At 45.7% G+C, this 24,410-nt stretch carries 22 protein-coding genes and 1 other annotated feature; of the genes, 14 read left to right on the top strand and 8 right to left on the bottom strand.

Features of this window, described 5'->3' with window-relative positions; translation table 11 throughout:
* Nucleotides 1-173: 173 nt before the first annotated feature.
* The 3 genes from rluB to rnm all read right to left on the bottom strand — a co-directional run bounded on the left by rluB (nt 174) and on the right by rnm (nt 2,825).
* Nucleotides 174-1,217, bottom strand: a complete 1,044-nt coding sequence (gene rluB / locus AACT42_RS04235) for a 23S rRNA pseudouridine(2605) synthase RluB (protein ID WP_081244903.1) — start codon at nt 1,215-1,217, stop codon at nt 174-176.
* Nucleotides 1,218-1,338: 121 nt separating this feature from the next.
* Nucleotides 1,339-1,959, bottom strand: coding sequence for an L-threonylcarbamoyladenylate synthase (locus AACT42_RS04230; RefSeq protein WP_094124084.1), 621 nt, complete (start codon nt 1,957-1,959; stop codon nt 1,339-1,341).
* Entirely contained in the window at nt 1,956-2,825 is an 870-nt protein-coding gene (gene rnm / locus AACT42_RS04225) for an RNase RNM (RefSeq protein WP_017042022.1), read from the bottom strand. Before rnm ends, AACT42_RS04230 begins: the two co-directional genes overlap by 4 nt.
* Nucleotides 2,826-2,889: 64 nt before the next feature.
* Here rnm and AACT42_RS04220 point away from each other — a divergent pair, with 64 nt between their 5' ends.
* The 13 genes from AACT42_RS04220 (at nt 2,890) to AACT42_RS04160 (ending at nt 13,970) form a co-directional block, all read left to right on the top strand.
* On the top strand, nt 2,890-3,027 hold the full coding sequence (locus AACT42_RS04220; RefSeq protein ID WP_010318233.1) for a hypothetical protein: 138 nt from the start codon (nt 2,890-2,892) through the stop codon (nt 3,025-3,027).
* Nucleotides 2,974-3,076: a sequence feature (Trp leader region), on the top strand. It overlaps the preceding gene by 54 nt.
* A 124-nt stretch (nt 3,077-3,200) precedes the next feature.
* A complete protein-coding gene (locus AACT42_RS04215) occupies nt 3,201-4,766 on the top strand; it encodes an anthranilate synthase component 1 (RefSeq protein ID WP_094131767.1) in 1,566 nt (521 codons plus the stop codon).
* 5 nt (nt 4,767-4,771) lie between these two features.
* Nucleotides 4,772-5,362, top strand: a complete 591-nt coding sequence (locus tag AACT42_RS04210; protein ID WP_013857142.1) for an aminodeoxychorismate/anthranilate synthase component II — start codon at nt 4,772-4,774, stop codon at nt 5,360-5,362.
* A gap of 20 nt (nt 5,363-5,382) precedes the next feature.
* A complete protein-coding gene (gene trpD, locus AACT42_RS04205) occupies nt 5,383-6,381 on the top strand; it encodes an anthranilate phosphoribosyltransferase (RefSeq protein WP_013857143.1) in 999 nt (332 codons plus the stop codon).
* Between the two features lie 5 nt (nt 6,382-6,386).
* Nucleotides 6,387-7,796 (top strand): bifunctional indole-3-glycerol-phosphate synthase TrpC/phosphoribosylanthranilate isomerase TrpF, encoded by a 1,410-nt coding sequence (trpCF, locus tag AACT42_RS04200; RefSeq protein WP_094131768.1) that lies wholly within the window; start codon nt 6,387-6,389, stop codon nt 7,794-7,796.
* A gap of 131 nt (nt 7,797-7,927) precedes the next feature.
* Complete coding sequence (trpB, locus tag AACT42_RS04195; protein WP_013857145.1) at nt 7,928-9,118, top strand: tryptophan synthase subunit beta; 1,191 nt, start codon at nt 7,928-7,930, stop codon at nt 9,116-9,118.
* Nucleotides 9,118-9,924, top strand: coding sequence for a tryptophan synthase subunit alpha (trpA, locus tag AACT42_RS04190; protein WP_017047754.1), 807 nt, complete (start codon nt 9,118-9,120; stop codon nt 9,922-9,924). The genes trpB and trpA overlap by 1 nt, the downstream gene beginning before the upstream one ends.
* A gap of 326 nt (nt 9,925-10,250) precedes the next feature.
* Nucleotides 10,251-11,510: a dicarboxylate/amino acid:cation symporter gene (locus AACT42_RS04185; RefSeq protein WP_038171785.1), complete on the top strand. Its 1,260-nt coding sequence runs from the start codon at nt 10,251-10,253 to the stop codon at nt 11,508-11,510.
* Between the two features lie 228 nt (nt 11,511-11,738).
* Nucleotides 11,739-11,990, top strand: a complete 252-nt coding sequence (locus tag AACT42_RS04180; RefSeq protein WP_017044617.1) for a hypothetical protein — start codon at nt 11,739-11,741, stop codon at nt 11,988-11,990.
* Nucleotides 11,991-12,092: 102 nt separating this feature from the next.
* Nucleotides 12,093-12,659 (top strand): septation protein A, encoded by a 567-nt coding sequence (locus AACT42_RS04175; protein WP_017042013.1) that lies wholly within the window; start codon nt 12,093-12,095, stop codon nt 12,657-12,659.
* A gap of 131 nt (nt 12,660-12,790) precedes the next feature.
* Nucleotides 12,791-13,192 carry an acyl-CoA thioester hydrolase YciA gene (gene yciA, locus AACT42_RS04170; protein ID WP_013857152.1) on the top strand — a complete coding sequence of 134 codons (402 nt, stop codon included), beginning with the start codon at nt 12,791-12,793 and terminating at the stop codon, nt 13,190-13,192.
* Nucleotides 13,193-13,282: 90 nt separating this feature from the next.
* Nucleotides 13,283-13,579, top strand: coding sequence for a YciI family protein (locus AACT42_RS04165; protein WP_013857153.1), 297 nt, complete (start codon nt 13,283-13,285; stop codon nt 13,577-13,579).
* A gap of 1 nt (nt 13,580) precedes the next feature.
* Entirely contained in the window at nt 13,581-13,970 is a 390-nt protein-coding gene (locus AACT42_RS04160; RefSeq protein WP_017047758.1) for a GspS/AspS pilotin family protein, read from the top strand.
* Between the two features lie 91 nt (nt 13,971-14,061).
* Here AACT42_RS04160 and metE read toward each other — a convergent pair whose 3' ends face one another.
* Complete coding sequence (gene metE, locus AACT42_RS04155; protein WP_094133428.1) at nt 14,062-16,356, bottom strand: 5-methyltetrahydropteroyltriglutamate--homocysteine S-methyltransferase; 2,295 nt, start codon at nt 16,354-16,356, stop codon at nt 14,062-14,064.
* 311 nt (nt 16,357-16,667) lie between these two features.
* Here metE and metR point away from each other — a divergent pair, with 311 nt between their 5' ends.
* Nucleotides 16,668-17,579 carry an HTH-type transcriptional regulator MetR gene (gene metR / locus AACT42_RS04150; RefSeq protein ID WP_094167896.1) on the top strand — a complete coding sequence of 304 codons (912 nt, stop codon included), beginning with the start codon at nt 16,668-16,670 and terminating at the stop codon, nt 17,577-17,579.
* 195 nt (nt 17,580-17,774) lie between these two features.
* On the opposite strand, the gene AACT42_RS04145 is transcribed toward metR, so the two are convergent.
* Genes AACT42_RS04145 through gpJ form a run of 4 tightly spaced genes read right to left on the bottom strand, consistent with a single transcriptional unit; the run spans nt 17,775 to nt 24,404 of the window.
* Nucleotides 17,775-18,080: a hypothetical protein gene (locus AACT42_RS04145; RefSeq protein ID WP_094133592.1), complete on the bottom strand. Its 306-nt coding sequence runs from the start codon at nt 18,078-18,080 to the stop codon at nt 17,775-17,777.
* On the bottom strand, nt 18,080-19,513 hold the full coding sequence (locus AACT42_RS04140; RefSeq protein ID WP_094133593.1) for a hypothetical protein: 1,434 nt from the start codon (nt 19,511-19,513) through the stop codon (nt 18,080-18,082). Before AACT42_RS04140 ends, AACT42_RS04145 begins: the two co-directional genes overlap by 1 nt.
* A complete protein-coding gene (locus AACT42_RS04135) occupies nt 19,510-20,868 on the bottom strand; it encodes a hypothetical protein (RefSeq protein ID WP_094133594.1) in 1,359 nt (452 codons plus the stop codon). The genes AACT42_RS04140 and AACT42_RS04135 overlap by 4 nt, the downstream gene beginning before the upstream one ends.
* An 8-nt stretch (nt 20,869-20,876) precedes the next feature.
* On the bottom strand, nt 20,877-24,404 hold the full coding sequence (gpJ, locus tag AACT42_RS04130; protein WP_094133595.1) for a TipJ family phage tail tip protein: 3,528 nt from the start codon (nt 24,402-24,404) through the stop codon (nt 20,877-20,879).
* Between the last annotated feature and the right edge of the window lie 6 nt (nt 24,405-24,410).

The raw sequence follows: 24,410 nt of genomic DNA, 5'->3' as shown, positions 1-24,410 counted from the left end.
CTCTACTCACTTAATACCAGAAAATATGAACATAGGGATGTCAATCATGCACAAGTGCTCAATACCAACTCTATTGTTTTAATTTTTAGTTTATTATCAATCTCTTAAACGAAAAAATCCCGAGCTTAGCTCGGGATTTTAATATCAATTAACAGGCAACGAGAAAGTTTCGCTTATCGACGTGGCGCTTTCACTTTACCAGTTTGAGGCCGACCAGTGCCGCGGCTACCATCGGCACCACTGTTACGGGTACTTGAAGCAGGCTTGCGACGGCCAGTCGTTGTACCATTGGTTGTCGTACCGTTAGTTTTTTTACCATTCGTCGTTGTACCATTGGTCGTACGACTTTTAGGCTTGCCAGTCGTCGTTACGCGCTCTTCATGGCGCTTAACGGCACGGCGAATTTTTTGGCTACGCGCACGCTCACGAGTACGTGAAGTGTTGTCTTTGCTCAAATCTAGCATCGTCTCTTTTTCAGGACGCAGTTCAACCAATTCACGTAAATAGTTTACATCTTTAAGATCCAGTTCCATCCAACCGCCGCGTGGCAGTTTTTTGTCCAAATAGATCTCGCCATAACGAACGCGTTTCAAACGGCTCACTGTGGTATCTTGAGATTCCCAAAGACGACGAACTTCGCGATTACGGCCTTCGTTAATCGCGACGTAGAAAGTATGGTTCATACCTTCACCACCAGCGTAAACGATATCTTCAAAGCGTGCCAAACCATCTTCTAGCTCAACCCCCTTAACGAGGTTACGCACTTTCTGTTCGTTCACTTCGCCAAAAACACGCACTAAATATTCGCGTTCTACTTGACGGCTTGGGTGCATAAGGCGATTAGCCAATTCACCATCGGTAGTAAAGAGAAGTAAGCCTGAGGTGTTGGCATCTAAGCGGCCAACTGAAATCCAACGCGAACCACGAATTTTAGGTAGACGATCAAATACCGTCCGACGGCCTTCTGGATCATGACGGGTACAAAGCTCACCTTCCGGTTTGTAGTAAGCAAGCACTCGGCAAATAACCTCTTCTGGCGCTTTAACGGAAACAGCATGTCCATCAATACGCACAACCGCGTTATCATCTTCTAGACGCTCGCCTAACATAGCTACCTTGCCATTAACACTGACACGTCCTGCTCTAATCAAAGCTTCTAACTCACGACGAGAACCATGACCAGCTCGTGCTAAAACTTTTTGTAACTTTTCGCTCATTTATCTACCTATGTGTCGTCTTCACAGACGTCGAATGAAAAAATGCGACCCCAAAATCGCGGCCGCATAGTATCTCAAATTCTACGCCAAAAAGCACTCGTTTTGATGGCCTACTCAAAAGCTATTCAAAAGGTGTTGGATCGCCCGCTCCCACGCGAGCAACCACCATATCATCTTCACTGAAATCAATCACTGTCGTCGGCTGTTCACCTAAATAACCCCCGTTTAAAATGACATCCACGGCGTGCTCAAGGCGATCCCGAATCTCTTCTGGATCCGATTCTGTATGGGTGTTGCCGGGCAAAATAAGTGAAGTGGACATTAGCGGTTCACCTAACGCTTCAAGTAAATCAAGTGCAATACGGTTATTAGGCACGCGGATACCGATCGTCTTACGCTTCGCATTCATCAACCGACGTGGCACTTCTTTGGTCCCTTTAAAAATAAAGGTATAAGGGCCAGGTGTATTATTCTTGAGCAAGCGAAAAGCGGTATTATCCACACGCGCATAAAAAGAGAGCTCTGACAAATCACGGCACAGCAAGGTAAAATTATGCTTATCATCAAGGCGGCGAATTTGGCAAATACGCTCTAATGCTTGTTTATTTTCTAGTTGGCAGCCTAGTGCATAACCAGAATCCGTTGGGTACACAACAACTCCACCATTGCGGATAATGGCAACCGCTTGAGTAATCAAGCGAGTCTGCGGGTTTTCTGGATGAACGTAAAAAAACTGGCTCATTGTAATTCCTCATTATTGAGTCTATCTACAGGGCTTAAACCCCAATCTTTCCAGACAGGATCGACGCCAGAAGGCAACCAAAGATTTCGCCCCAGTTCCATCCAAGGTGAGGGGTAATGAAAGTCACTGCCTTGAGAAGCTAATAGATTGTATTGTATGGCATAATCGGCCAAATTACGTCTTTCTTGTGGCGCTTGTTGTGGCTGTGCCACTTCCATAGCGTCACCACCCGCTTCTACAAACGCCGTTATTAAGCGCTTGAGCCACTTGGTCGTCAAGTCATATCGTCCAGGATGCGCTAATACCGCTTGGCCACCAGCGGCATGTATTGCTTCAACGGCATCTGTCATCGAGCACCAACTTGGTGGTACATACCCGGGATTATCGCGGGTAAGAAACTTTTTGAACACCTGCTGCATGTTCTTCGCAAAACCCTGTTCAACCAGCCATTTTGCGAAATGCGCACGAGTAATCGGTGCCTCTCCGGCGATGGCTTGCACCTCTTCTAACACCCCTTCACGTGTCACTTTTTGCAATCGTTGTGCAATCAATTGTGCGCGCTGCACACGATGTGCCTTTTGCTGCTCAATTAACTGCTGCAGAGCTTGAGCGTTTGAGTCGATGTTGAGCCCAACAATATGAATATCTTTATTTTGCCAAACCGTAGAAATCTCGATGCCATCGATCAAGGTGATGGGTAATTGTTGCTGATTAATATAGTCATGAGCAATAGTTAATGCATCAGTCGTATCGTGATCAGTGATCGCCAATACCTCAATATCAAAGCTTAGCGCTCTATCGATTAAGGCTTGCGGCGATAACCTGCCATCTGAAGAAGTGGTGTGGCTATGTAGATCAATTCTCATAATTTTATTTTGGCCATCTTTTAGGCTTGACTTTTTACTATCGCACTAGTTAACTAGTACACAAATGCAAGGCACGTATTTGAGGTTGACCATGTTACAAGAATTTAACCAAAACCATAATCACAATTTAAGCGCAGCTTCATCTGAGCTCAATTGGTGGCACACTTGGACAAGTTCTTGGTGGGCAACCGTGTACTTTTAAAATAGAACACGAATTCACAAAGCCCGCCTCAATGAGCGGGCTTTTTATTTTGTCGAATAGCTCACATTACATTGCGCAATAAAACAGCGAAACCCCCAAAGTGAAGATTGGGTCTCTAAGAGGATTATGCGAGTATGGACGACAGGAACATTAAAATTCATCAAGGAGGTCTTGTGAATAAGACCATTGAAATTAAAAACTTAGGCCAAATTGACGTAATCAATATGTCCGTGCCTTATACCCAAGATCCAACACGTCTATTTCATACGCTATGTGAGTCAAAAACAGATTGTTTGCTATTAGAATCCGCCGAGATCGACTCAAAACAGGATCTCAAAAGTCTATTATTGGTTGATGCAGCCGTGCGCATCACTTGCTTTGGTCACGTTGTCACTTTTCACGCATTGACAGACAATGGTCAACAGCTCATCGAACATCTACAGCGTAATATTAAAGCGGATATTGAACATCAGTTACAACAAAATACCTTAACACTTCAATTTCAAGCACCATACGACACGCTAGACGAAGATTCTCGCCTACGCGAAGCCTCTTCTTTTGATGCACTACGTCTCGTGCAGCACAGTTTCGATCTTCGTCATCACGATAAACATGCCCTCTTTCTAGGCGGTTTATTTGCCTACGATTTGGTGGCCAACTTCGAACCGCTAGGAAATGCCGATACGACTAATCAGTGTCCAGACTACGTTTTTTATATCGCGGAAACCTTGTTAGTGATTGACCATAAAACTGAGCATTGTCAGTTGCAAGCCAGCGTTTTTAACCCCACGCCAACAATGCGCGAAACATTAATTACTCGTTTACAAGAGATCGCGCAGCAATGTGCCGCACCCAAATTACTACCGCAAGCCAAAACCGTAGCTAACGTAAGCGTGACAACGAATATTTCTGACCAAGAGTTTTGCAAGACCGTTAAAGCGTTAAAAGAATTTGTCGTGAAAGGCGATGTTTTTCAGGTGGTGCCTTCTCGCCGATTTACCCTGCCTTGCCCTTCACCACTTGCTGCTTATAAAAAACTAAAAGAGAGCAATCCAAGCCCTTACATGTTTTATATGCAAGACGAACGCTTTACTCTGTTTGGCGCTTCTCCTGAAAGCGCATTGAAATACGCCACCGAAACCAACCAGATTGAGATTTACCCTATCGCAGGGACTCGCCGCCGTGGTAAACGCACCGATGGTTCAATTGATTTTGATTTAGATAGCCGCATTGAACTTGAACTACGTTGCGACAAAAAAGAGAACGCTGAACACATGATGTTAGTCGACCTTGCGCGCAACGATGTCGCACGTATTGCACAAGCAGGAACGCGCCACGTCGCTGATTTATTGAAAGTGGATCGCTACAGTCACGTCATGCATTTGGTTTCTCGCGTGGTGGGTCAACTCCGAAGCGATCTCGATGCACTGCACGCTTACCAAGCGTGCATGAATATGGGCACACTCACTGGTGCGCCGAAGATTCGCGCCATGCAGCTTATCCGTAACGTGGAAAAAGCCCGCCGTGGCAGTTACGGTGGCGCGGTAGGCTATCTTACCGGGGAAGGCGATTTAGATACTTGCATTGTGATCCGCTCGGCTTATGTCGAACAGGGTATTGCGCAAGTTCAAGCGGGCGCTGGGGTCGTTTATGATTCAGACCCTCAATCGGAAGCCGACGAGACACGTGGTAAAGCACAAGCCGTGATCTCTGCAATTCAAGCCGCGCATCAGGAGTAGCAGACATGGCCAACATTATTTTTATCGATAACTTTGATTCCTTTACCTACAACCTTGTTGATCAATTCCGCTCACTCGGCCATACGGTGACAGTTTATCGCAACAACATCGCCGCACAGAGCATTGAACAAGCGGTCTTTCAATTGGATGAACCGCTGCTGCTACTCTCCCCCGGACCGGGCGCGCCCGCAGACGCGGGATGCATGCCACAATTAATCCAACGCCTTAAGGGCAAAGTGCCGATCATTGGCATCTGTTTAGGTCACCAAGCGATTGTTGAAGCTTACGGCGGCACTGTCGCGGGTGCTGGCGAAATTATCCATGGAAAAATCTCGATGATGGAACACCAACATCACCGTATTTACCAACAGCTACCGTCACCACTAGCCATTGCTCGTTATCATTCCCTAGTGGCTACTGAGGTTCCAGATAGTTTAACCATCACGGCTGAGGTTGATGGGCTCGTGATGTCCGTGGTGCAAGAGCAAGATAAAGTGTGCGGCTTTCAATTTCATCCAGAGTCCATCATGACTACTCATGGCGCAGCATTGCTTGCCAATGCGATCGATTGGGCTTTAGAAAAAAGCACCCACTAACGGATTTATAGGGATATTTTATGGAAAACATCATTAATAAACTTTACGCGCAGCAGTCGCTCTCGCAAGCAGAAAGCCAGCAACTGTTTGATGTCATCATCCGTGGTGAACTCGACTCTATTTTGATGGCAGCGGTATTGACGGCACTGAAAATCAAAGGTGAAACACCCGATGAAATTGCTGGCGCAGCCAAAGCATTATTGGCTAACGCGGCCCCGTTTCCAAGGCCAGACTATGATTTTGCAGACATAGTCGGCACTGGTGGTGATGGCTCAAATACTTTTAATATTTCAACCACCGCAGCATTTGTTGCTGCTGCCTGTGGCGTAAAAATTGCCAAACATGGTAATCGTGGAGTATCGAGCAAATCAGGCTCTTCTGATCTACTGGATTCATTTGGTATTAACCTTGCGATGAGCGCTGAAAATACTCGCCAAGCCATCGATGATTTGGGCGTCGCTTTCCTATTTGCGCCGCAATATCATGGTGGCGTGCGTCATGCGATGCCCGTGCGCCAAACCATGAAAACGCGCACTATCTTCAATATATTAGGACCGCTAATTAACCCTGCTCGCCCCAACATTGAACTGATGGGTGTTTACAGTAAAGAACTGGTTCTGCCTATTGCCCAAACCATGTTACAAATGGGATTGAAACGTGCAGCGGTCGTTCATGGCAGTGGTTTAGATGAAGTGGCGATTCATGGTGAAACCTTAGTGGCTGAAATTCGTGATGGACACATCATCGAATACACCTTAACACCTAAAGATTTTGGTGTTGAAAGCTATCCACTTGAAGCCATTCAAGGTGGTGAGCCTGCGGAGAATCGCGCCATTATCACCAACCTGCTGACAGGGAAAGGCACGCCAGCGCAACTGGCTGCCGTCGCTGTTAATGTGGCGCTGCTGCTGCGTCTTTTTGGCCAAGAAGATCTCAAAGCCAATACACAACAGGCTATTAGTGTAATGAACTCGGGCAAAGCCTATCAGCTCGTCCAACAACTGGCACAAAGAGGTTAAGCCCCATGCCTGAGCAACTTTCTGACCACATTTCAACCCAGCATACTCAAATGGCTGAAGTGTTGGCCAAAATCGTCAATGACAAATATGAATGGGTCGAGCAGCGTAAAACGCAGCAACCATTAGGCAGCTTCGAACATTTATTAACCGCATCGGATCGCTCATTTTATGATGCGTTAAATACGGGTAAAACCGCTTTTATTTTGGAGTGTAAAAAAGCGTCACCTTCCAAAGGGCTCATTCGCCAAGATTTTGATTTGGATTATATCGCCTCGGTTTACCATCAATATGCAGACGCCATTTCAGTTTTGACTGATGAAAAATATTTCCAAGGCAACCTCGAATTTCTGCCACGCGTTCGCGCGCAAGTAAGCCAACCTGTGATTTGCAAAGACTTTATGGTTGATGTTTATCAGGTTTATTTGGCTCGTCACTACAGTGCAGATGCCATTTTATTGATGCTGTCCGTCCTTGATGATCAACACTATCAAACGCTAGCCAATGTGGCTCACCAACTGGGTATGGGTATTTTAACCGAAGTGAGCAATGAGGAAGAGCTGCACCGGGCAGTCGCCCTGCAAGCGAAAGTTATTGGCATTAATAACCGCAACTTGCGCGATCTCTCAACCGATCTAAATCGCACTAAACAGCTGGCACCTTTACTCCCAGAAGGAACCGTGATCATCTCTGAGTCTGGCATTTATACTCACCAACAAGTGCGTGAACTTTCGCAATACGCCAACGGATTTTTAATCGGCAGCTCGTTAATGGCCGAAGAAAATTTAGAGCTAGCGGTACGCAAAGTGACGCTCGGCGAAAACAAAGTGTGCGGCTTAACTCACGCTGACGATGCGGCCAAAGCCTATCAAGCTGGAGCCGTGTTTGGTGGCTTAATTTTTGTGCCGCAATCCAAACGCTATGTCGACTTGGACAATGCACGTTTGACGGTGAGCGGCGCACCGCTGCGCTACGTGGGCGTGTTTCAAAATCACACTATTGAAGCCATTACGCAGATTGCTACGACGTTAAAACTCTTTGCGGTGCAACTGCATGGCGAAGAAGATCAAGCCTATGTTGACCAATTGAGAGCTCACTTACCTAGCCAGATTGAAATCTGGAAAGCTTATGGCGTGAGCGACTGCCTGCCGACCAAACTTGAGCGCCACATTGACCGTCATTTATTCGATGCCAAAGTAGGAACGCAATCTGGCGGCACTGGCCAACGGTTTGACTGGCAATTACTAACCGAGGTAAACGATGTCATGTTGGCGGGTGGCTTATCCCCTGAAAATGCTCAGCAAGCAGCAAACATCGGTTGTTTAGGGCTCGATCTCAATTCAGGTGTTGAGAGCGAGCCGGGGAAAAAAGACTTACACAAGCTGACCCTAGCGTTCGACGCTATTCGGCAGTACTAACACTAAATCGATTCCCATTGACTTGAAAAGCGAGTGACTCACCCAGCCGCAAGGTCAAGTAGCAAGGGATAACAACAGATTCATTACCGCTGAATTACTCAGCAGTAACACAGAGACTAAGGATACGAATCATGGCAAAACTCGATGCCTATTTTGGCGAATACGGTGGTCAATACGTTCCACAAATTTTAGTACCAGCGCTTGACCAATTGGAACAAGCTTTTATTGATGCGCAGGAAGATCCTGAATTTCGTGCTGAATTCATGACGTTACTACAAGAGTATGCAGGTCGGCCAACGGCGCTAACTTTGACGCGAAACCTCACGAAAGGCACAAAAACCAAATTGTACTTAAAACGTGAAGACTTATTGCACGGTGGCGCACACAAAACCAACCAAGTACTTGGTCAGGCACTGCTTGCTAAGCGTATGGGTAAACATGAAATTATTGCCGAAACAGGCGCAGGGCAACATGGTGTTGCAACGGCGTTGGCCTGCGCACTACTGGGGCTAAAATGTCGCGTTTATATGGGCGCAAAAGATGTTGAACGCCAAAGCCCCAACGTGTTTCGTATGAAGCTAATGGGCGCAGAAGTGATCCCCGTTCATTCAGGATCAGCAACACTTAAAGATGCGTGCAATGAAGCGCTACGTGACTGGTCTGCCACCTATGAAACCACCCACTATTTATTAGGTACAGCAGCGGGTCCTCACCCATTTCCAACCATAGTCCGTGAATTTCAACGCATGATTGGCGAAGAAACGAAACTGCAAATTTTGGCTCGCGAAGGTCGTTTACCAGATGCGGTGCTTGCTTGTGTCGGCGGCGGTTCGAACGCGATTGGCATGTTTGCTGACTTTATTGAAGAAAAGAATGTCCGTTTGATTGGCATTGAGCCAGCAGGAAAAGGCATTCATACCCACCAGCATGGCGCGCCATTGAAGCACGGCAAGACAGGTATTTTCTTCGGCATGAAATCACCTTTGATGCAAGATGAAAACGGGCAAGTAGAAGAGTCTTACTCGGTGTCCGCTGGGCTTGACTTCCCTTCTGTTGGCCCTCAGCACGCTCATCTTTATGCGACAGGCCGCGCTGAGTACGAAAGCATTACCGATGACGAAGCACTCGATGCTTTCCAATCGATCGCACGTAACGAAGGTATTATTCCCGCGCTGGAATCATCACATGCGGTTGCTTACGCCGTGAAGATGGCGTATGCCGAGCCAGAAAAAGAGCAGTTATTGGTCGTGAATCTATCCGGTCGCGGCGATAAAGATATTTTCACCGTCCATAAACTATTAGAAGAGAAAGGAGCGCTGTAATGGATCGCTATCAAACCCTATTTCAGCGTTTAGCTGACAACAATCAAGGTGCGTTTGTTCCATTTGTGACCATCGGGGACCCAGATCCAGAGCAATCACTGCGCATCATGCAAACGCTAGTGGAAGCAGGAGCAGACGCATTAGAACTCGGTATCCCTTTCTCGGATCCGCTCGCTGATGGCCCAACCATCCAAGGGGCGAATATTCGTGCACTGGATGCAGGGACGACTCCAGATATCTGCTTTGAGTTGATAACCAAAATTCGCGCGCAATATCCTGACCTGCCTATCGGACTACTCATGTATGCCAACCTCGTTTATTCACGCGGCATCGAGAACTTCTACCAACGCTGTAAAAATGCAGGTGTGGATTCAGTATTGATCGCCGATGTTCCGACTAATGAAAGCCGTGAATTTGTCGCGGCGGCAGACAAATACGGGATTCAACCCATTTTCATCGCACCACCCACCGCCAGTGATGAGACCCTAGCCGCGGTCGCCAAACTTGGCCGTGGCTATACTTATCTACTGTCTCGATCCGGTGTGACAGGAGCAGAAACAAAAGCCAATATGCCAGTACATGCCTTGTTGGAAAGACTGAACCAATTTGATGCCCCACCCGCATTGCTTGGGTTTGGCATATCAGAACCTGAGCAAGTCAAACAGGCCATCACCGCCGGTGCCGCTGGCGCAATATCGGGATCCGCAGTGGTGAAAATTATTGAACAACGACTTAATCAGCCAGATGAAATGTTAACGACTCTCAGCCATTTCGTTTCCAGCATGAAAGCAGCGACGTTGAAATAAATTGGTTTACAGCAAAAACCAACCTGATCGATTTCTGAGTCAAACCAAGAAATCGATCTTTTTTTTAACATTTACGCCTCGCCAAATTCATTCACAAAACACAAACCAACCACTCATTAAATTGACAAAACAAATAGCAAACGTTTTCTCTTTGAAAAAACCACGTTTCATGTCAATGAACTATCAATAATCTTGTCAATTTACCTTGTTACCATATTGCTAAATGTAAAATATCCGTGTAAAAAGCTAGTCGAAATATTTATCCACCGATTGATATTTATGTAGTGGGTAACACTAGGAATTTACAATTAATTAGCACAGAGGTTATGGAAGTGTTAAACAAAAAGAGTTTGTTAAGCAACATTGGCGTGCAAGTCGTCATTGCAATGATCATTGGTACTGCCGTTGGTGCCATGATGGGACACGATGCGGCCGTCTTTTCGCCACTGGGTGTCATTTTTATCAACCTAATTAAGATGCTGGTGATCCCACTGGTGGCCGTTGCGCTTATTTCCGGTGCTGCGGGCCTTGGTAATAGCCACGCGGCGGGTAAAGTCGGTTTTGTCACACTCAGCTTTTTTGCGGTCACTTCCGCACTCGCCGTGACGCTGGCACTGGTAATGGGCGAAGTCTTCCAACCGGGTATCGGCGTCGATATTTCGGGCGTTGAAGGTATGTTTTCTGCCGAATACGCAGCAAAAGGTGAACTACCTACTTTTTGGGCAACCATTACGGGTATGATCCCAACCAACGTTTTCCAGTCACTGAATAATGCCAACATTCTACAAATCCTTGTTTTTTGCTTGTTCTTTGGCATTGCCATTTCTAAACAGAGCAAAGAAAAACGTGACCCGATCATCAATGGCGTAAACACTATTGTTGATGCCATGGTGTGGATGATCAACAAAGTGATGATCATCGCGCCTATCGGTGTATTCGGTTTGATGGCTGAAGCCGTCGGCACGTTTGGTTTTGGTGCATTGATGGTGGTATTTAAGCTGTTTGTCGTTTATGTCGCGGCCATTTTAATTTTCGGCTTTATTGCTTACCCACTGATGATTCAGGTCTTAACCAAGACGTCGGCTAAGAAATTTATCCTTGCGATGAAAAAGCCTCAAGCCGTAGCCCTTTCAACCGCGTCATCAATGGCGACACTCCCTGTCACTATGGATACCGTAGAACACGACCTTGGCGTACGCAACTCAACTGCCGCCTTTGTTCTGCCGTTAGGTGCCACCATCAACATGTCTGGCAACGCCATCTATTACGGTTTAGTTGCGATTTTCTTCGCCCAGCTATTCAATATTGATCTCTCGATGGGCGCTTACATTGCCATCATCGTAACAGCGACACTGGGCGCCGTCGGTCAAGCAGGTGTTCCTGGTCCTTCTTTCCTTGTAGTGGCCGTTTTGCTAGCGGCTGGGATTCCAATTGAAGGTTTGCCACTACTGTTCGCCCTTGACCGTATCTTCGACATGATCCGTACCGCGCTCAACATCACAGGGGATGCCGCGTGTGCCGTTATTGTTGATGCTTTGATTGAAGAAGAAGCCACTGAGGCCTCATTGAAGCAGCAAAAAGCCTAACTCATCACAGAGCATCATTGATCCAATACAAGCCGCATCCTATGCGGCTTTCTTTTTGCATCGCAATTTGCAAAAAAAACAGTTCTCATACTAAAGTTAATCATTAAAGCGCCCTATGACTGACGATAAAGTTGGCATTGCGATTGCTATAATAAACGACACCTCTTTCGTGCCACATAGCAGCGGCAAACTTTTGGCGTTAGCACGAATCGACTTGGAGTATGAGTAATGGATATTCATCGTGATACTTATTATGGTTTGATTCACCACGGGATCCGAGAATTGGTTATCGATCGGATTGGCCATTTCAGTGAATTTGAATACCACCAATATCTAGGCTTAATTACTGGCAAAGATTCCTGTTTTTCAATGACAGATGAAGAATTGCAGATAGCTGTCGCCAATTTAAAAAGTGAAGGCTATTTAGAAGATATGAAACGAGCAATACCACAACTTGAAACCAGCGGCTGGGAACGTTGATCCATTTCTAGTTAATTTGTTTCGAATTGTCTCTTTCTATTTAGCTCTGACACGGTTTTGGTTAGACTGTGCGCAACGTTTAAATCGGAAGCATAAATACGAATGAAGCAACTTATTGATTTTATACCACTTATCATCTTTTTTGCCCTTTTCAAGATGTACGACATCTATGTCGCCACAGGGGCACTTATCGTGGCCAGTGCGGTACAGATTGCCCTGACCTACGCACTGTATAAGAAAGTTGAAAAAATGCAGATCATCACGTTTTTGATGGTGACTATCTTCGGTGGTATGACGATTTTCTTTCACGATGACAATTTCATTAAATGGAAAGTCACCATTGTTTACGTTGTGTTTGCCTTGGGCTTGACCATCAGCCACATCATGGGCAAATCAGCCATTAAAGGAATGCTTGGCAAAGAGCTAACCTTACCTGAACACGTATGGGCAAAAATCAACTGGGCGTGGGTTTTCTTTTTCAGCGTTTGCGCTGTACTAAACATCTACATTGCATATCAACTGCCATTGGATGTTTGGGTCAACTTCAAAGTATTTGGCTTATTAGCCGCAACTTTTGTTTATACCTTATTAACGGGCGTTTTTATCTACAAACACCTGCCAAAAGAGAAGCAAGTTTCCGAGAGCAAACCCTCCTCGCACGAGCACTGATTGCACTAACCTTCTCGCTAGGATTCATTCAGAGGACTCTTTGAGTGCAAAACAGGCTGTCTTTGGTATAATCCGTCCCTATTTTTCAGCGACCACTTTGGTCGCTGTTTTGTTGTTGTGGATGTCGAAAAATGAATCAGGAAAATAGTGCCCCAAGAGGCCAATTATTGCTACGCACCTTAGCCATGCCAGCAGATACTAACGCCAACGGTGACATTTTCGGCGGTTGGATCATGTCTCAACTCGACTTGGCTGGCGCAATTTTAGCCAAAGAGATCTCATTTGGCCGCGTTGTCACTGTGTCTGTTTCTAGCATTACGTTTAAAAAACCCGTCAAGGTAGGTGATGTGGTGTGTTGTTATGGTGAATGCACCAAAATTGGCCGCACTTCAATGTCAGTCAATCTTGAAGTATGGGTAAAACCCATCAAATACGACAGCGTGGGAGATCGTTTCCAAGTATGTGAAGCAACCTTCAATTATGTCGCCATTGATACCGATGGCCGCCCTCGACCGATTAAGCCTAGCAACTGATCACAGAAATTCAGTTTGGTTGCTTTCAATACGCGCCAGTTTCAGTACAGTAAGGCCTCGACTTCATTATCAAACAATAAGGATATCAATATGTGGTACGTTATTTTCTCTCAAGACGTAGAAAACTCGTTGGAAAAACGCATGAGTGTCCGGCCACAACATTTAGAGCGCTTACAAACCTTGCAAGATGAAGGTCGTCTATTAACCGCAGGGCCAATGCCAGCAATTGATTCGGAGAATCCAGCAGAAGCTGGGTTTACCGGGTCAACAGTCATCGCTGAGTTTGATTCGTTAAGACAAGCTCAAGCATGGGCCGATGCCGATCCTTATGTTGCTGCCGGTGTGTATCAACATGTTATCGTTAAACCCTTCAAGAAAGTGTTTTAAGATGAAAGTCATTCTCTGTGCTCTGTTTACAACGCTGGTACTGGTGGGTTGTAGCTCGAATGGTGATCAGCAAAAATATTTGGAAGCCGTAGCCAGTAATCGCGCGAATGTGATTAGCGCTGAGTTACCCTTAGAATTTGGGCCTTTGTCCGTGATGCGTGCCAGTGCTAAAGGCAGTACGGTGGAAATTATGATGATTTACAATGAGGGTCAAAAAGGAGCAAAGCCGATTGATCAAGTGTTGAAAACCAGCATCAATACCTACTGCTCGGATTCAACCACACGCGCTAACCTCGACCTCGGCTTAACTTATCGAATTAAAATGCGCAATACGCGAGGCCAACTTGTTGTGGACCAATTCATTAGTAAAGCAACTTGTTCGGCACAATAGTCCTCCCCTTATTAGTGATGACCACTCATCAACCACTTTATTCGTAAAAAACAGAGGCTTCATTTGAGGCCTCTGTCAAGATTAATGTAGCTTAACTTTGCTGGGGTTTAAGCTCTTTGCGCAGCGCTTTAGCTGCTGACACTAAGTTGGTCAGTGCTGCCTCAACTTCATTCCAATTGCGCGTTTTTAAGCCGCAATCAGGGTTAACCCATAATCTATCGGCTGGAATTTTTTCCGCCGCTTTACGCAACAAACCTTCAATCCACTCTTGAGAGGGAATGTTTGGCGAGTGAATATCGTACACACCTGGGCCAATTTCATTCGGGTAGTTAAACTCTTCAAACGCTTTGAGCAGTTCCATATTCGAGCGAGAAGTTTCAATCGTAATCACATCAGCATCCAGTGCCGCTACCGAATCAATGATTTCATTAAATTCGCTATAACACATGTGAGTGTGGATCTGCGTTTCGGGTTTTGCACTCGCCGCCGCAATTTTAAATGCCTCAACTGCCCACGCCAGATATGCTTGATGGTCACGCTTCTTCAATGGCAATCCTTCACGAATCGCAGGTTCATCAATTTGGATGATGTTAATGCCCGCTTGCTGCAGGTCTGCCACTTCATCACGCAAAGCGAAAGCCAATTGCTGTGTGATGGTTTGACGAGAAATATCTTCACGAGGAAACGTCCAGCATAAAATCGTTACAGGCCCAGTCAACATTCCTTTCATTTGCTTCGCAGTCAATGATTGAGCATAAGTAGACCACTCCACCGTAATCGTTTTTTCACGTTCAATATCGGCCACCACGATAGCCGGTTTTACGCAGCGTGAGCCGTAACTTTGCACCCAGCCAAATTGTGTAGTCTGGAAACCGGCTAAGTTTTCGGCAAAGTACTCCACCATGTCGTTACGCTCAGCTTCACCGTGCACTAACACATCGAGATCAAGTGCCTCTTGACGTTTTACTGCATCGGCAATGTGCCCTTTCAATGCATTGATATAATCAGCGTGTGCCAGTTTACCTTGACGGTAAGCACTGCGCTGATGACGGATCTCACTCGTTTGAGGGAATGAGCCTATGGTTGTCGTTGGCAAAAATGGCAACCCTAACACTTCAGCTTGGTGATGAGCGCGCTCTGAATAAGGTGCACTGCGCTCAGAGAGTGCCGCCGTTATGCTGTTGACTCTCGCCTGTACATGCGGTTTATTAACGTGAGTTGCCGTTTTACGTGCAAGTATCGGTTGGCTATAAGTTTCACAGGCCAGAATCGCCGCGTCATCACCGTCCAGTGCCTTACCAAGTAAAGCAACTTCTGTCACTTTTTGTTTGGCAAATGCAAACCAACTTTGTACTTCATCACTGAGCTGCTGCTCAAGATCTAAATCGACCGGGCTATGCAAGAGTGAACACGAACTCGCAATCCACAGACGATCCCCCAGTTGCTGCTTCACTGGCTGTAAACGAGCCAATAACGTCGCAAGATCGGCGCGCCACACATTGCGACCATTGACCACACCTGCCGAAAGTACCCAATTTTTTGGCAATTTCTCTAGTACCGCGTTCAATTGATCGGCAGAAGCAGAGAGATCGATGTGCAATCCATTTACTGGTAGCTCAATGATTTTATCGAGCGTATCAAGCACCGAATCAAAATAAGTAGTCAGTAACAGTTTTACATCACCAGCGATCACTTGATAAGCCAACTTAAATGCATCTTGCCACTTTGATTCTAGCTCTAACGCTAAAATAGGCTCATCGATTTGTACCCATTCCACTCCTTGTTTAGCAAGCTTAGCTAAAATTGCTTGATAAGCGGTCAATAAACGAGGCAGTAAGGTCAGGCGATCAAATCCCTCTTCGACCTCTTTACCCAAGTAGAGGTAGCTCAGCGGGCCAAGCAGTACAGGCTTAACTTGGTGGCCTGCTTTCGACGCTTCATTGACTTCCTCAAACAGTTGAGGCCAGCTGACTTCGAACGTATCGTCTTGGCTGAACTCCGGCACAAGGTAGTGATAATTGGTATTAAACCATTTAGTCATATCAGAAGCGGCACTTCCGCTACAGCCGCAACCCGCTTGTGATTGACCACGTCCAACGCGAAAGAGTGTATCTAAATCAGGAAAGCCGTTTTTATGACGTTTAGGAACGTGTCCAAGGAGCAATGTGGTTGTGAGTACGTGATCGTACCAAGCGAAATCGCCTACGGTTGAAAAACTCAGACCCGCTTGTTGCTGCTCAGCCCAGTTTTTCTGACGAATGTCATGCCCTACTTGCAGTAACTGCGCTTGATCGCTTTCGCCACGCCAATATTTTTCTAACGCAAATTTCAGTTCGCGTTTTTCACCAATGCGTGGATAACCTAAGATGTGAGTCGTCGTTGTCATGTCCCTAGTCCTTTTGCTGTTGATCGTGTCTGATTCTTTATCGCATGAGATAAAGATGTCTGGATGGCTAGAATATCCATCTAAACTGACCCACAGACAAGGTGCAATTATTCAACTTGTTTATTAAAAAAATTCATGTTGATTGCAGAGAGCTTTAATTGACATCAAGATAAATAGACGTCTAGATGTTTACAGCTCCATATTAAAAGCGTAACTTAGCTCAGAACAGCAGAATGGTCACCGTGTTGATGCGACCCACGACATTGGTATCAACCACCGTTCTCTCAAAGGAATGAAGGAAAATAATGGCAATGATTGAACTTAAGCATCTGAAGACTTTAGTTTCTTTAAGGGACAGCGGCTCACTCACCTCAACAGCTACCGCGCTCCATTTGACGCAATCGGCCCTTTCACATCAGGTTAAAGATCTCGAAACACGCATTGGCGGGCCACTGTTTCTACGTAAAACTCGCCCAGTGAAATTTACCTCAGAAGGAGAGATCCTACTGAAACTGGCTGACGAGATCTTGCCAAAGCTGGCCAGAGCTGAAAATGACTTGGCCAGTTTGAAAGAAGACGTCAATGGGCGCTTACACATGGCGATTGAATGCCACTCTTGCTTTCAATGGTTGATGCCAGCGCTGCGCGAATACCAGCTTGCTTGGCCAAGTGTGACGTTAGATTTTTCGTCCGGCTTTGGCTTTGAACCGTTACCCGCATTGCTGGCCGGCGAACTTGATTTGGTCATCACTTCCGATATTTTGCCTCGCTCAGAGGTACATTACGAACCACTCTTTGATTTTGAAATGCGCCTTATCACCTCTACAACTCACCCACTTGCAGGAAAATCGGTGATTGAACCAGAGGATCTCGCCTCACAAACGATGCTCACTTACCCCGTACAAAAGCAGCGTTTGGATGTGGTGAAACACTTTCTACAACCTGCTAGTGTTGAACCCGCGAAGTGGAAACAAGCCGACAACACTTTGATGCTAGTACAAATGGTCTCTGCTGGATTAGGTGTGGCAGCACTGCCAAATTGGGCCATCAGCGAGTTCTCTAGGCAGGGGCTTATTACCAGCAAGCCACTAGGGAAAGGTTTATGGCGTCGACTATTTGCCGCAACACGCCACAGCGAAAAAGATCGCCACTATTTACAAGCTTTTTTTGCCACCGCGCGCCAACAATGCAAAAGCCACCTTGACGGGATTAAGGTTGCATAAATTAGCGTAAAAACATTTATTTTCAATAACTTAAACATCAAAAACAAGGTAAATAAATCGCAAAAATGCAGTTATTTTAAATTATGCATATCAATGACTTGGCTTTTATTTTGGGGAATGAAATTCCCCATCTTATAGATCATGCAACAATAAAGGTAGGGTGCAATTACCCCACCCGCATGGCACAATTTAGCCTTATCGAACAGAAAATACATTCACTGCATCAATTGACTCAAGTTGCATCAACTCCACTTCAAGTTGATTAGACCACTGTCTAATACTTTCTTTTTCTTGGTAAATATCATTAACTGTTTCATAGCCTACAATACCAAGAGCTTCGCGTTCTTTTGCACGTTCTAAACGCCATTCCAGTAAACCAATCCTACGTTCCGCTTCAGATTTAATTTCTAAAATCTTCTCAGCTTTTGCCACTGTCATATCTGCAGGTACATCCAACTTAAGTAGTTCTCTAAGATTCTTATCTACTACAACAATGCCCATTATTCGTACCTCATATATAAATTAGGTGTGTACTCAGTGAATCCGACCGTATTTACAACAGAACTCGTCTTCGCTGTTTGAGAAATGACTAATTGATTATCTACACTTTTCAATGCAAATAACGCATAGTCATTGGCACTTATAGGAGTTATTTTTTCCGTGGCCACTAGTCGCATAGGGTTTGTGTACAGTTTCCTTACAACGGGTGACTTACCTACAGCGCTACCACTTGCCCCTACATATATAGCACCGTTAACGCTTGCACCATGTTGAACATTTGCCGTATCTTCTCCTCCTGAGTGAGTGTAAACCTCCGCAGGTGCTTCTGATGCATCAATCTCTGGGTAGTAAAGTAAACTAAACGCAGAAGTAGAAGCCCCCGTGAACAACAGATAAACACCATCCTCTTTGCTTACTATGTCGTAACAATTTACAAAGCTAGTATGGCTGCTTATATCACGAGGAACTACTGTCAAAAAAGCATTTGAAGTGGTTATTAACCCCCCACCGTATGTCCCAATAATTGCTGAGCCACCCTCTGCATACCCTCGCCTCAGTGTCGCTGTAGTGCCAGTAAGCACCTGAGTAAAACTACTTCCGCCCTCTCGCTTAACTGCTAATATACCTCCAGCCCCAAAAACACTAATCATACTTTCGGTTACAGTTAACCCGAAAATATTACCCGTACCAAAGATATTCTTTACTGAATTGTCAACTGTAAAGGTAGCTCCATCATTTACTGACACTGCATATAAACCTTGATAACCCGCTACATGAATCTCATTATTGTGTACTACCACGCTGGACAAAGGGGTGGATTCAAACCCAATTATTTCTTTTCTTGTATATGCATTACCATTCTTAGACAGAAGTATCCCACCAGCAGAAGTAATAGCTACGCCCAATTGAGATGCTTCATCATATGCAAAATCTGTAACTCTCTCAGGCGAAACCAATAAGCTAGATAGAGGCATTACTTCTGTCTGATTAAGATTGGGGGAGGCTATTGACGCTAACTGACCAGCAGGATTCGCTATCACAGCCCCAGACAATAAAAATCTCATACCATTGTATGTGGCATCTACTCCAGATTCAGGTAGCAACACCCCTTGCCCTATCATCACTGGACCACTTTCACTGCCGGATAAACTGTCTATAACTCTGGTAGCTTCTTTACTTACCGCCAGCGCTACGACTGCTTCACTATCAGTTATGGTTTGCTGCAAAGTAGTTGTTTGCTCAGCTAACTTTGTTGCAGTTTCGCTATTGATAGCTGCAATAGTTTGCCCAGATTCTGCGCTTACATGTGTGTTAATCTCATCACGTTTAGTCGCATTATCAGTAGTTAAAACCTGTGTCTGCGTATCTATTTTTGCCTGAGTTTCAGCCGACTTTAGCTGTACCTCGTTTAAGATTACTGGCTCTAGGCTCATTCGGTTGTTACTCCCATGCTTGCTAACCGTCCGTCTGTGTATGTGTAAGTGGTTGTCTTAGTTACGTCGTTTCTTACACTGACATCTTGGGTTAATGCGTTATTTACATACGTGTAAGTGATAACTTCTTGTCCGTCACCGTGCTCGATTGTCTGTTTCATTAGCCTGCCGTTTTCGTAGGTAAAAGTGCTTGCGTTCGTCTCAAGCGCAAGAACATCGACTTTCTTTGCGAGTCGAGTATCTACTTGCTGCTGGCTGTACACGTTCAAGTTAGCGCGAGCTTCTGTCGTAGAATTTAGGTCAGATAAGTTGGCTTCTTTGAGTAGCGAGCCGCCTGTCGCTGCATTTACTAAATCCTCAGCTTTAGCAGCCTGCTCCGTTGCAATCGTCGCTTGCTCTGTTGCTACTTGCGCGTTTTGTTCGGTCTGCGATGATAGCTGCTCAACGAGGATAGATTTCTCTGAGACAAGCTGTGCATTTTCATCAACGCTCAATTTTGCTGCCGAAACTACTGTTCGATCTTGTGATGTTGCAAGCGCATCTTGCTCAGTCTGCTCGGCTTTCTGCGTTGCTGTCTGAGCCGCTTGCTGTGCAAGCAGTTTATCTTCGCTAGCTGATTGAGCATTTAAAGACACTTGCTGCGCTAGCTCGGAAACTGCTGTTCGATCTTGTGATGTTGCAAGCGCATCTTGCGCAGTCTGATCAGCTTTCTGCGTTGCTGTTTGGGCTGCGGTCTGAGCCACTTGCTTATCTTCGATAACGGTTTGAGCGTTAGATGATACTTGCTGAGCTAACTCTGATACTGCCGTTCGATCTTGTGACGTCGCTAAAGCATCTTGCTCAGTCTGCTCCGCTTTCTGCGTTGCCGTCTGAGCCGCTTGCTGTGCTAACTGCTTATCTTCGCTAACAGTTTGGGCGTTAGACGATACTTGCCCTGCGTATACCTCAACATCCTCCTTCATTTCTTGCGTATAGTTAGCACTGGATAGAGCGCTAGCTGCGCTTTGCGATGCTTCTTTTGCTATTTGTTGAAGTTGAGTTACTAGGACCGGGTCAGGGTCAGTTGACGATGTAGCAAGCAATGTGACTAAGTCGATTGTTTCAGGCAGTTCATTACTGACAGAAACCGTCCCTAGTTGTGAAAATGCACTATCGTTCTCATATCTTACCGATATAAGATGCTTGCCGAACACTAGTCGAAAGTCGTAACTTCCGTCAGGCAGCGTTCTTTCTGATGCTTTTGCATTTTTTGTCGTGTTACCGTAGTTTATTTTTGAAATTATCATAAATTCAGAGTTGGGCTGAATTATGTCTGAAGGGCCAACAGAGATACCCTTTATTTGTATTGATGACATTTTATCTCCTAAATCGCCAGTCCACTTACAGAAGCACCCGTGCGAAATACAGTTACCGAAAAGTCATAGGCAAAATCTTCATTTGAGCCCAAGGGTGATGAAGTGAAAATGACACTTGACCCAGAGCCAGAGTTAACAAATCCAATATTAAATCCAATGGTGAAATCCCCACTCGCTCCCGCAGGTATCTGAAATGATGCGCCTTGGGGCAAAATAGTCCTACTCACGTTGCCGGGGTAAATTTTTAACCCGTTCATCAAGCAAATGTATCTATCAATGAGGTTTCCGTTATTGTCTCTAATGTACGTCTCTCCATTGAATTGTGCCGTTGTTGATTCTGATATCCTTATATTTCCATCAACCCTGCAAGTTCTATCAAATGGCATTGCTTTGGGAATATTTACTTTTATAAGCGGATAATCTCTATAGGCGACAACCGTTGCGGTTTTCTTTGGGAACTTAAATGTGTCGGATGAAGTAATATCCCCTTCGAGCTGTTCAACATAAACTTTTCCATGAAACTCACCACCAGAGGCATATACAACCCCGCGAACCGTAACATTGTTTAACTCAGCATTACCGTTTTTGCCAAATAGCCAGCCATCAAGCCCTTGCTGATAGTCTGTTGACTGCAAAGTGTCAGTTATCTTTGCGAAATCAATAGTTGCATCGCCGATTATCGCGCTGTTAAGAATTGCGGTGTCGTTAACAGTGTCGAAAATGAAAGGGGCATGTAATTCGCCGTTTAGCTTGGTCAGGAAAGCGATAGTGTCAGCCATGAGAAGAATCTCAGATCGACTCGTTCCGTCTGCATTTATCGCAGCGCCAAGCCCGATACCGGACTGAACGACCCTTTCGTCCTGTCTTACTTGGGTTTTTACTTGCCAATTTGCCCTTATTGAGCCATCCAGTTCCTCGACCGTCTCTTGACTTTGCTCTACTTGAGCGCCTAGGCCGTCAAGTTCTTTAGCTAAACTCTGAGCAAGCTGCCCTCTTGTTATCTGCTCCTCAAGATAATCAAGGATGCTAGATGCGTCACTTGACGTTCTTCCGTACACGCCAAGTTGAGTTGACAGAGGATACCAGCCGCCAGATTCGCCATTTTTATCTATAAGTCTCGCCCAGAACCATCTTTCAGTCCCGTAACCAAGCCCGTTCAGTGTGAATGATGTCGCAGGATATGGCACTGAAGCAATGACACTGCTTGAAGAAAACCCCGCAACGGTTCCCGATCTGATTTCTACGTGTGAAATAATGTTCGGAGTCGAGGGGTATTTCCAATTAAGCGTTATGGCCATAACTTCGCTTTTTGTTGTAAGCGAGATTAGTGACGGTGGACTTCCAACCAAACCACTTAATACTGTTTCGTCCGAATAGGCCCAAAGAGATGGCACATCGAGAGAGTTTAGCGCCCTTACTCTGACTAAGTATTTTCCTGAGTAAATATCACTTATTTGTACTGTTCTTGTGCCTGATCTCGGGATAGCGACCCAATCGCCATTGTCGCGCTTCCACTGAGCATCGTACTGAACTGCGTACTCAGGGGCATCCCAGCTTATCTCTGCGTTCTGCCTAGTTGTTCCCTGCTTAAATACATTAAACTGAGTTATTTCTATATTACTTGGCGCGGTTTGAGTTCGGGGAGGTACCACAGAAACAGGAAGCGGTTCAAGCCTTACACCCGAATCAATTGCAGCAAATTTACCGGGATGATGAAAGACGCACGAAACGCTAAACGTAATATCATCGGCTTCCTGCACTGCAATAACACGCGCTTGCTGAGTAACAAGATCATCCGCATCAATCGACCAAACGGATTGACTTGCTGGTATCTCAGAAAAGTTAGGTGAAACCGTGATCTTACGCTCATCAATCGCCGATATTGATCTGGTTTCTGATTTTCCGCTGGGCAAGTTAACAGTTAGATTGTCCCCGACTTTGGCAGGGTTATCACGGTCTGCAACAATGGCGTTAATCTCTGCTGAGCGAATGCGGCCACCGATGTGACGACCCGCTCTATTTCTATCAGCAACTTTAATGATTGATCCCGGCTGAGGAATAACCCCATCCAAACCAACGCTAAAAGCAGCGCCTCCCGTTTCCATGCGTGATGTGTAGAGCAAATAGAGCCCAATGCGCTGAGCCTGTCCGCGAGAAGAGCAACCGAAAGCAATCACTTCGGTTTTACGAATGCCGTATCTTGCTATGCCGTCAGAATCTTCAACAACTTCTACTTTTGATTTGTAGAAATTGTCCGGATCATTGTAAGAAACAAGGGCAACTGTTTTGCGAGTGTTTAAGTCAGAACCTGAATACTCAAACAGCCCATCTATGACGTTAGCGTTGGTGTATGTATAAACCGGATCGCTTGGCATATCAGCAACTGGAACGACTTGACTATCAGCGTAGTAAGCCATGCCACGGAACACGCTTGATAAATCGTTAATCACGCGCATCGCATCTTGAGCTGACTGGATAAAACAGTTACATACAAAACGAGGCTCTAATCCGCCCATGCCGTCGTCAACCATCTGATCGCAATAGGCCGCTATTTGATAAAGCGCATAGCGATCAACAGTACTTACATTGATATACTCTCCAAGCCCATAAAGGTTGTTGGTTAGCATGTCAAAAAATACCCATGCAGGATTATTGCTGTATGCGTTTTTAAACGAGCCGTCCCAAGTTCCGTTGTAAGTGCGAGTTTCGGGATCGTAGTTAGAAGGAACGCGAATGACGCGCCCTTTCCAATGATAAGCACGAGTTGGGATGCTCTGGAATTGCTCGGCGTCAATCTTTAAGCCGATCAGCGCGGTCATTGGGTGCCTGAATTTGCCGTCAATCACCTCTGCATATGAATTAACGTAGATTGCGTCTTGAATCGTAGTGCTTGATGCTTCTGGTGTTAATCGTCGCACCCTTACTCGCCAAGCGTTACCGTCTGGCAAATCAATTCTGTGCGTTCTTGTATAACCATTGACAGTCTTACCGTCAAAACTTGCGTTAACTACGGTTTCAAACGAGCCACCACCAATCGCCAAGTCAATAGCGTAATCGACTTTGTAGCCAACTCGGTCACCTGCGTTATCACCAGAGTCGAGCGTTGCGAGTAGCGTAGGAACATTAACGCTAACTCTTACCGCAGAAAGCTCAGATCCTGTAACTTGCTGAATCCAAGGCATTGGTGTTGTCACTTCGGTTCCAACGGATACAACATTGACAGACGCAGGGAATCCAGCGATGTGATCTTGGTCAATCGTGCCGACTCGATAATCCGTTTCTACGCGACTGAAGTTTAGCGAGCCGTCCTCGTTTTGAATCGGTGTGCCATCAAGGTAAATATCACGAAGCGGCTGATCTGGATGTAACGGGCCAACTACTTCACCGTTACTGATCACGTCTAAAATCGCGGCATAAGAAGTATTATGCAAGCTATCTGGTGACTCAACCGGAGTGCGGGAGTTGCTTCCGCCCTTGCCACCACCGCCAGATCCAACGACTTTAAAGCCGCCTTTTCTTTGTTCGATTTTTATCATGATGCG

Source organism: Vibrio sp. V15_P4S5T153, assembly GCF_963874485.1.
GTDB lineage: Bacteria > Pseudomonadota > Gammaproteobacteria > Enterobacterales > Vibrionaceae > Vibrio > Vibrio anguillarum.
This window is presented reverse-complemented; position numbering and strand designations above follow the sequence as displayed.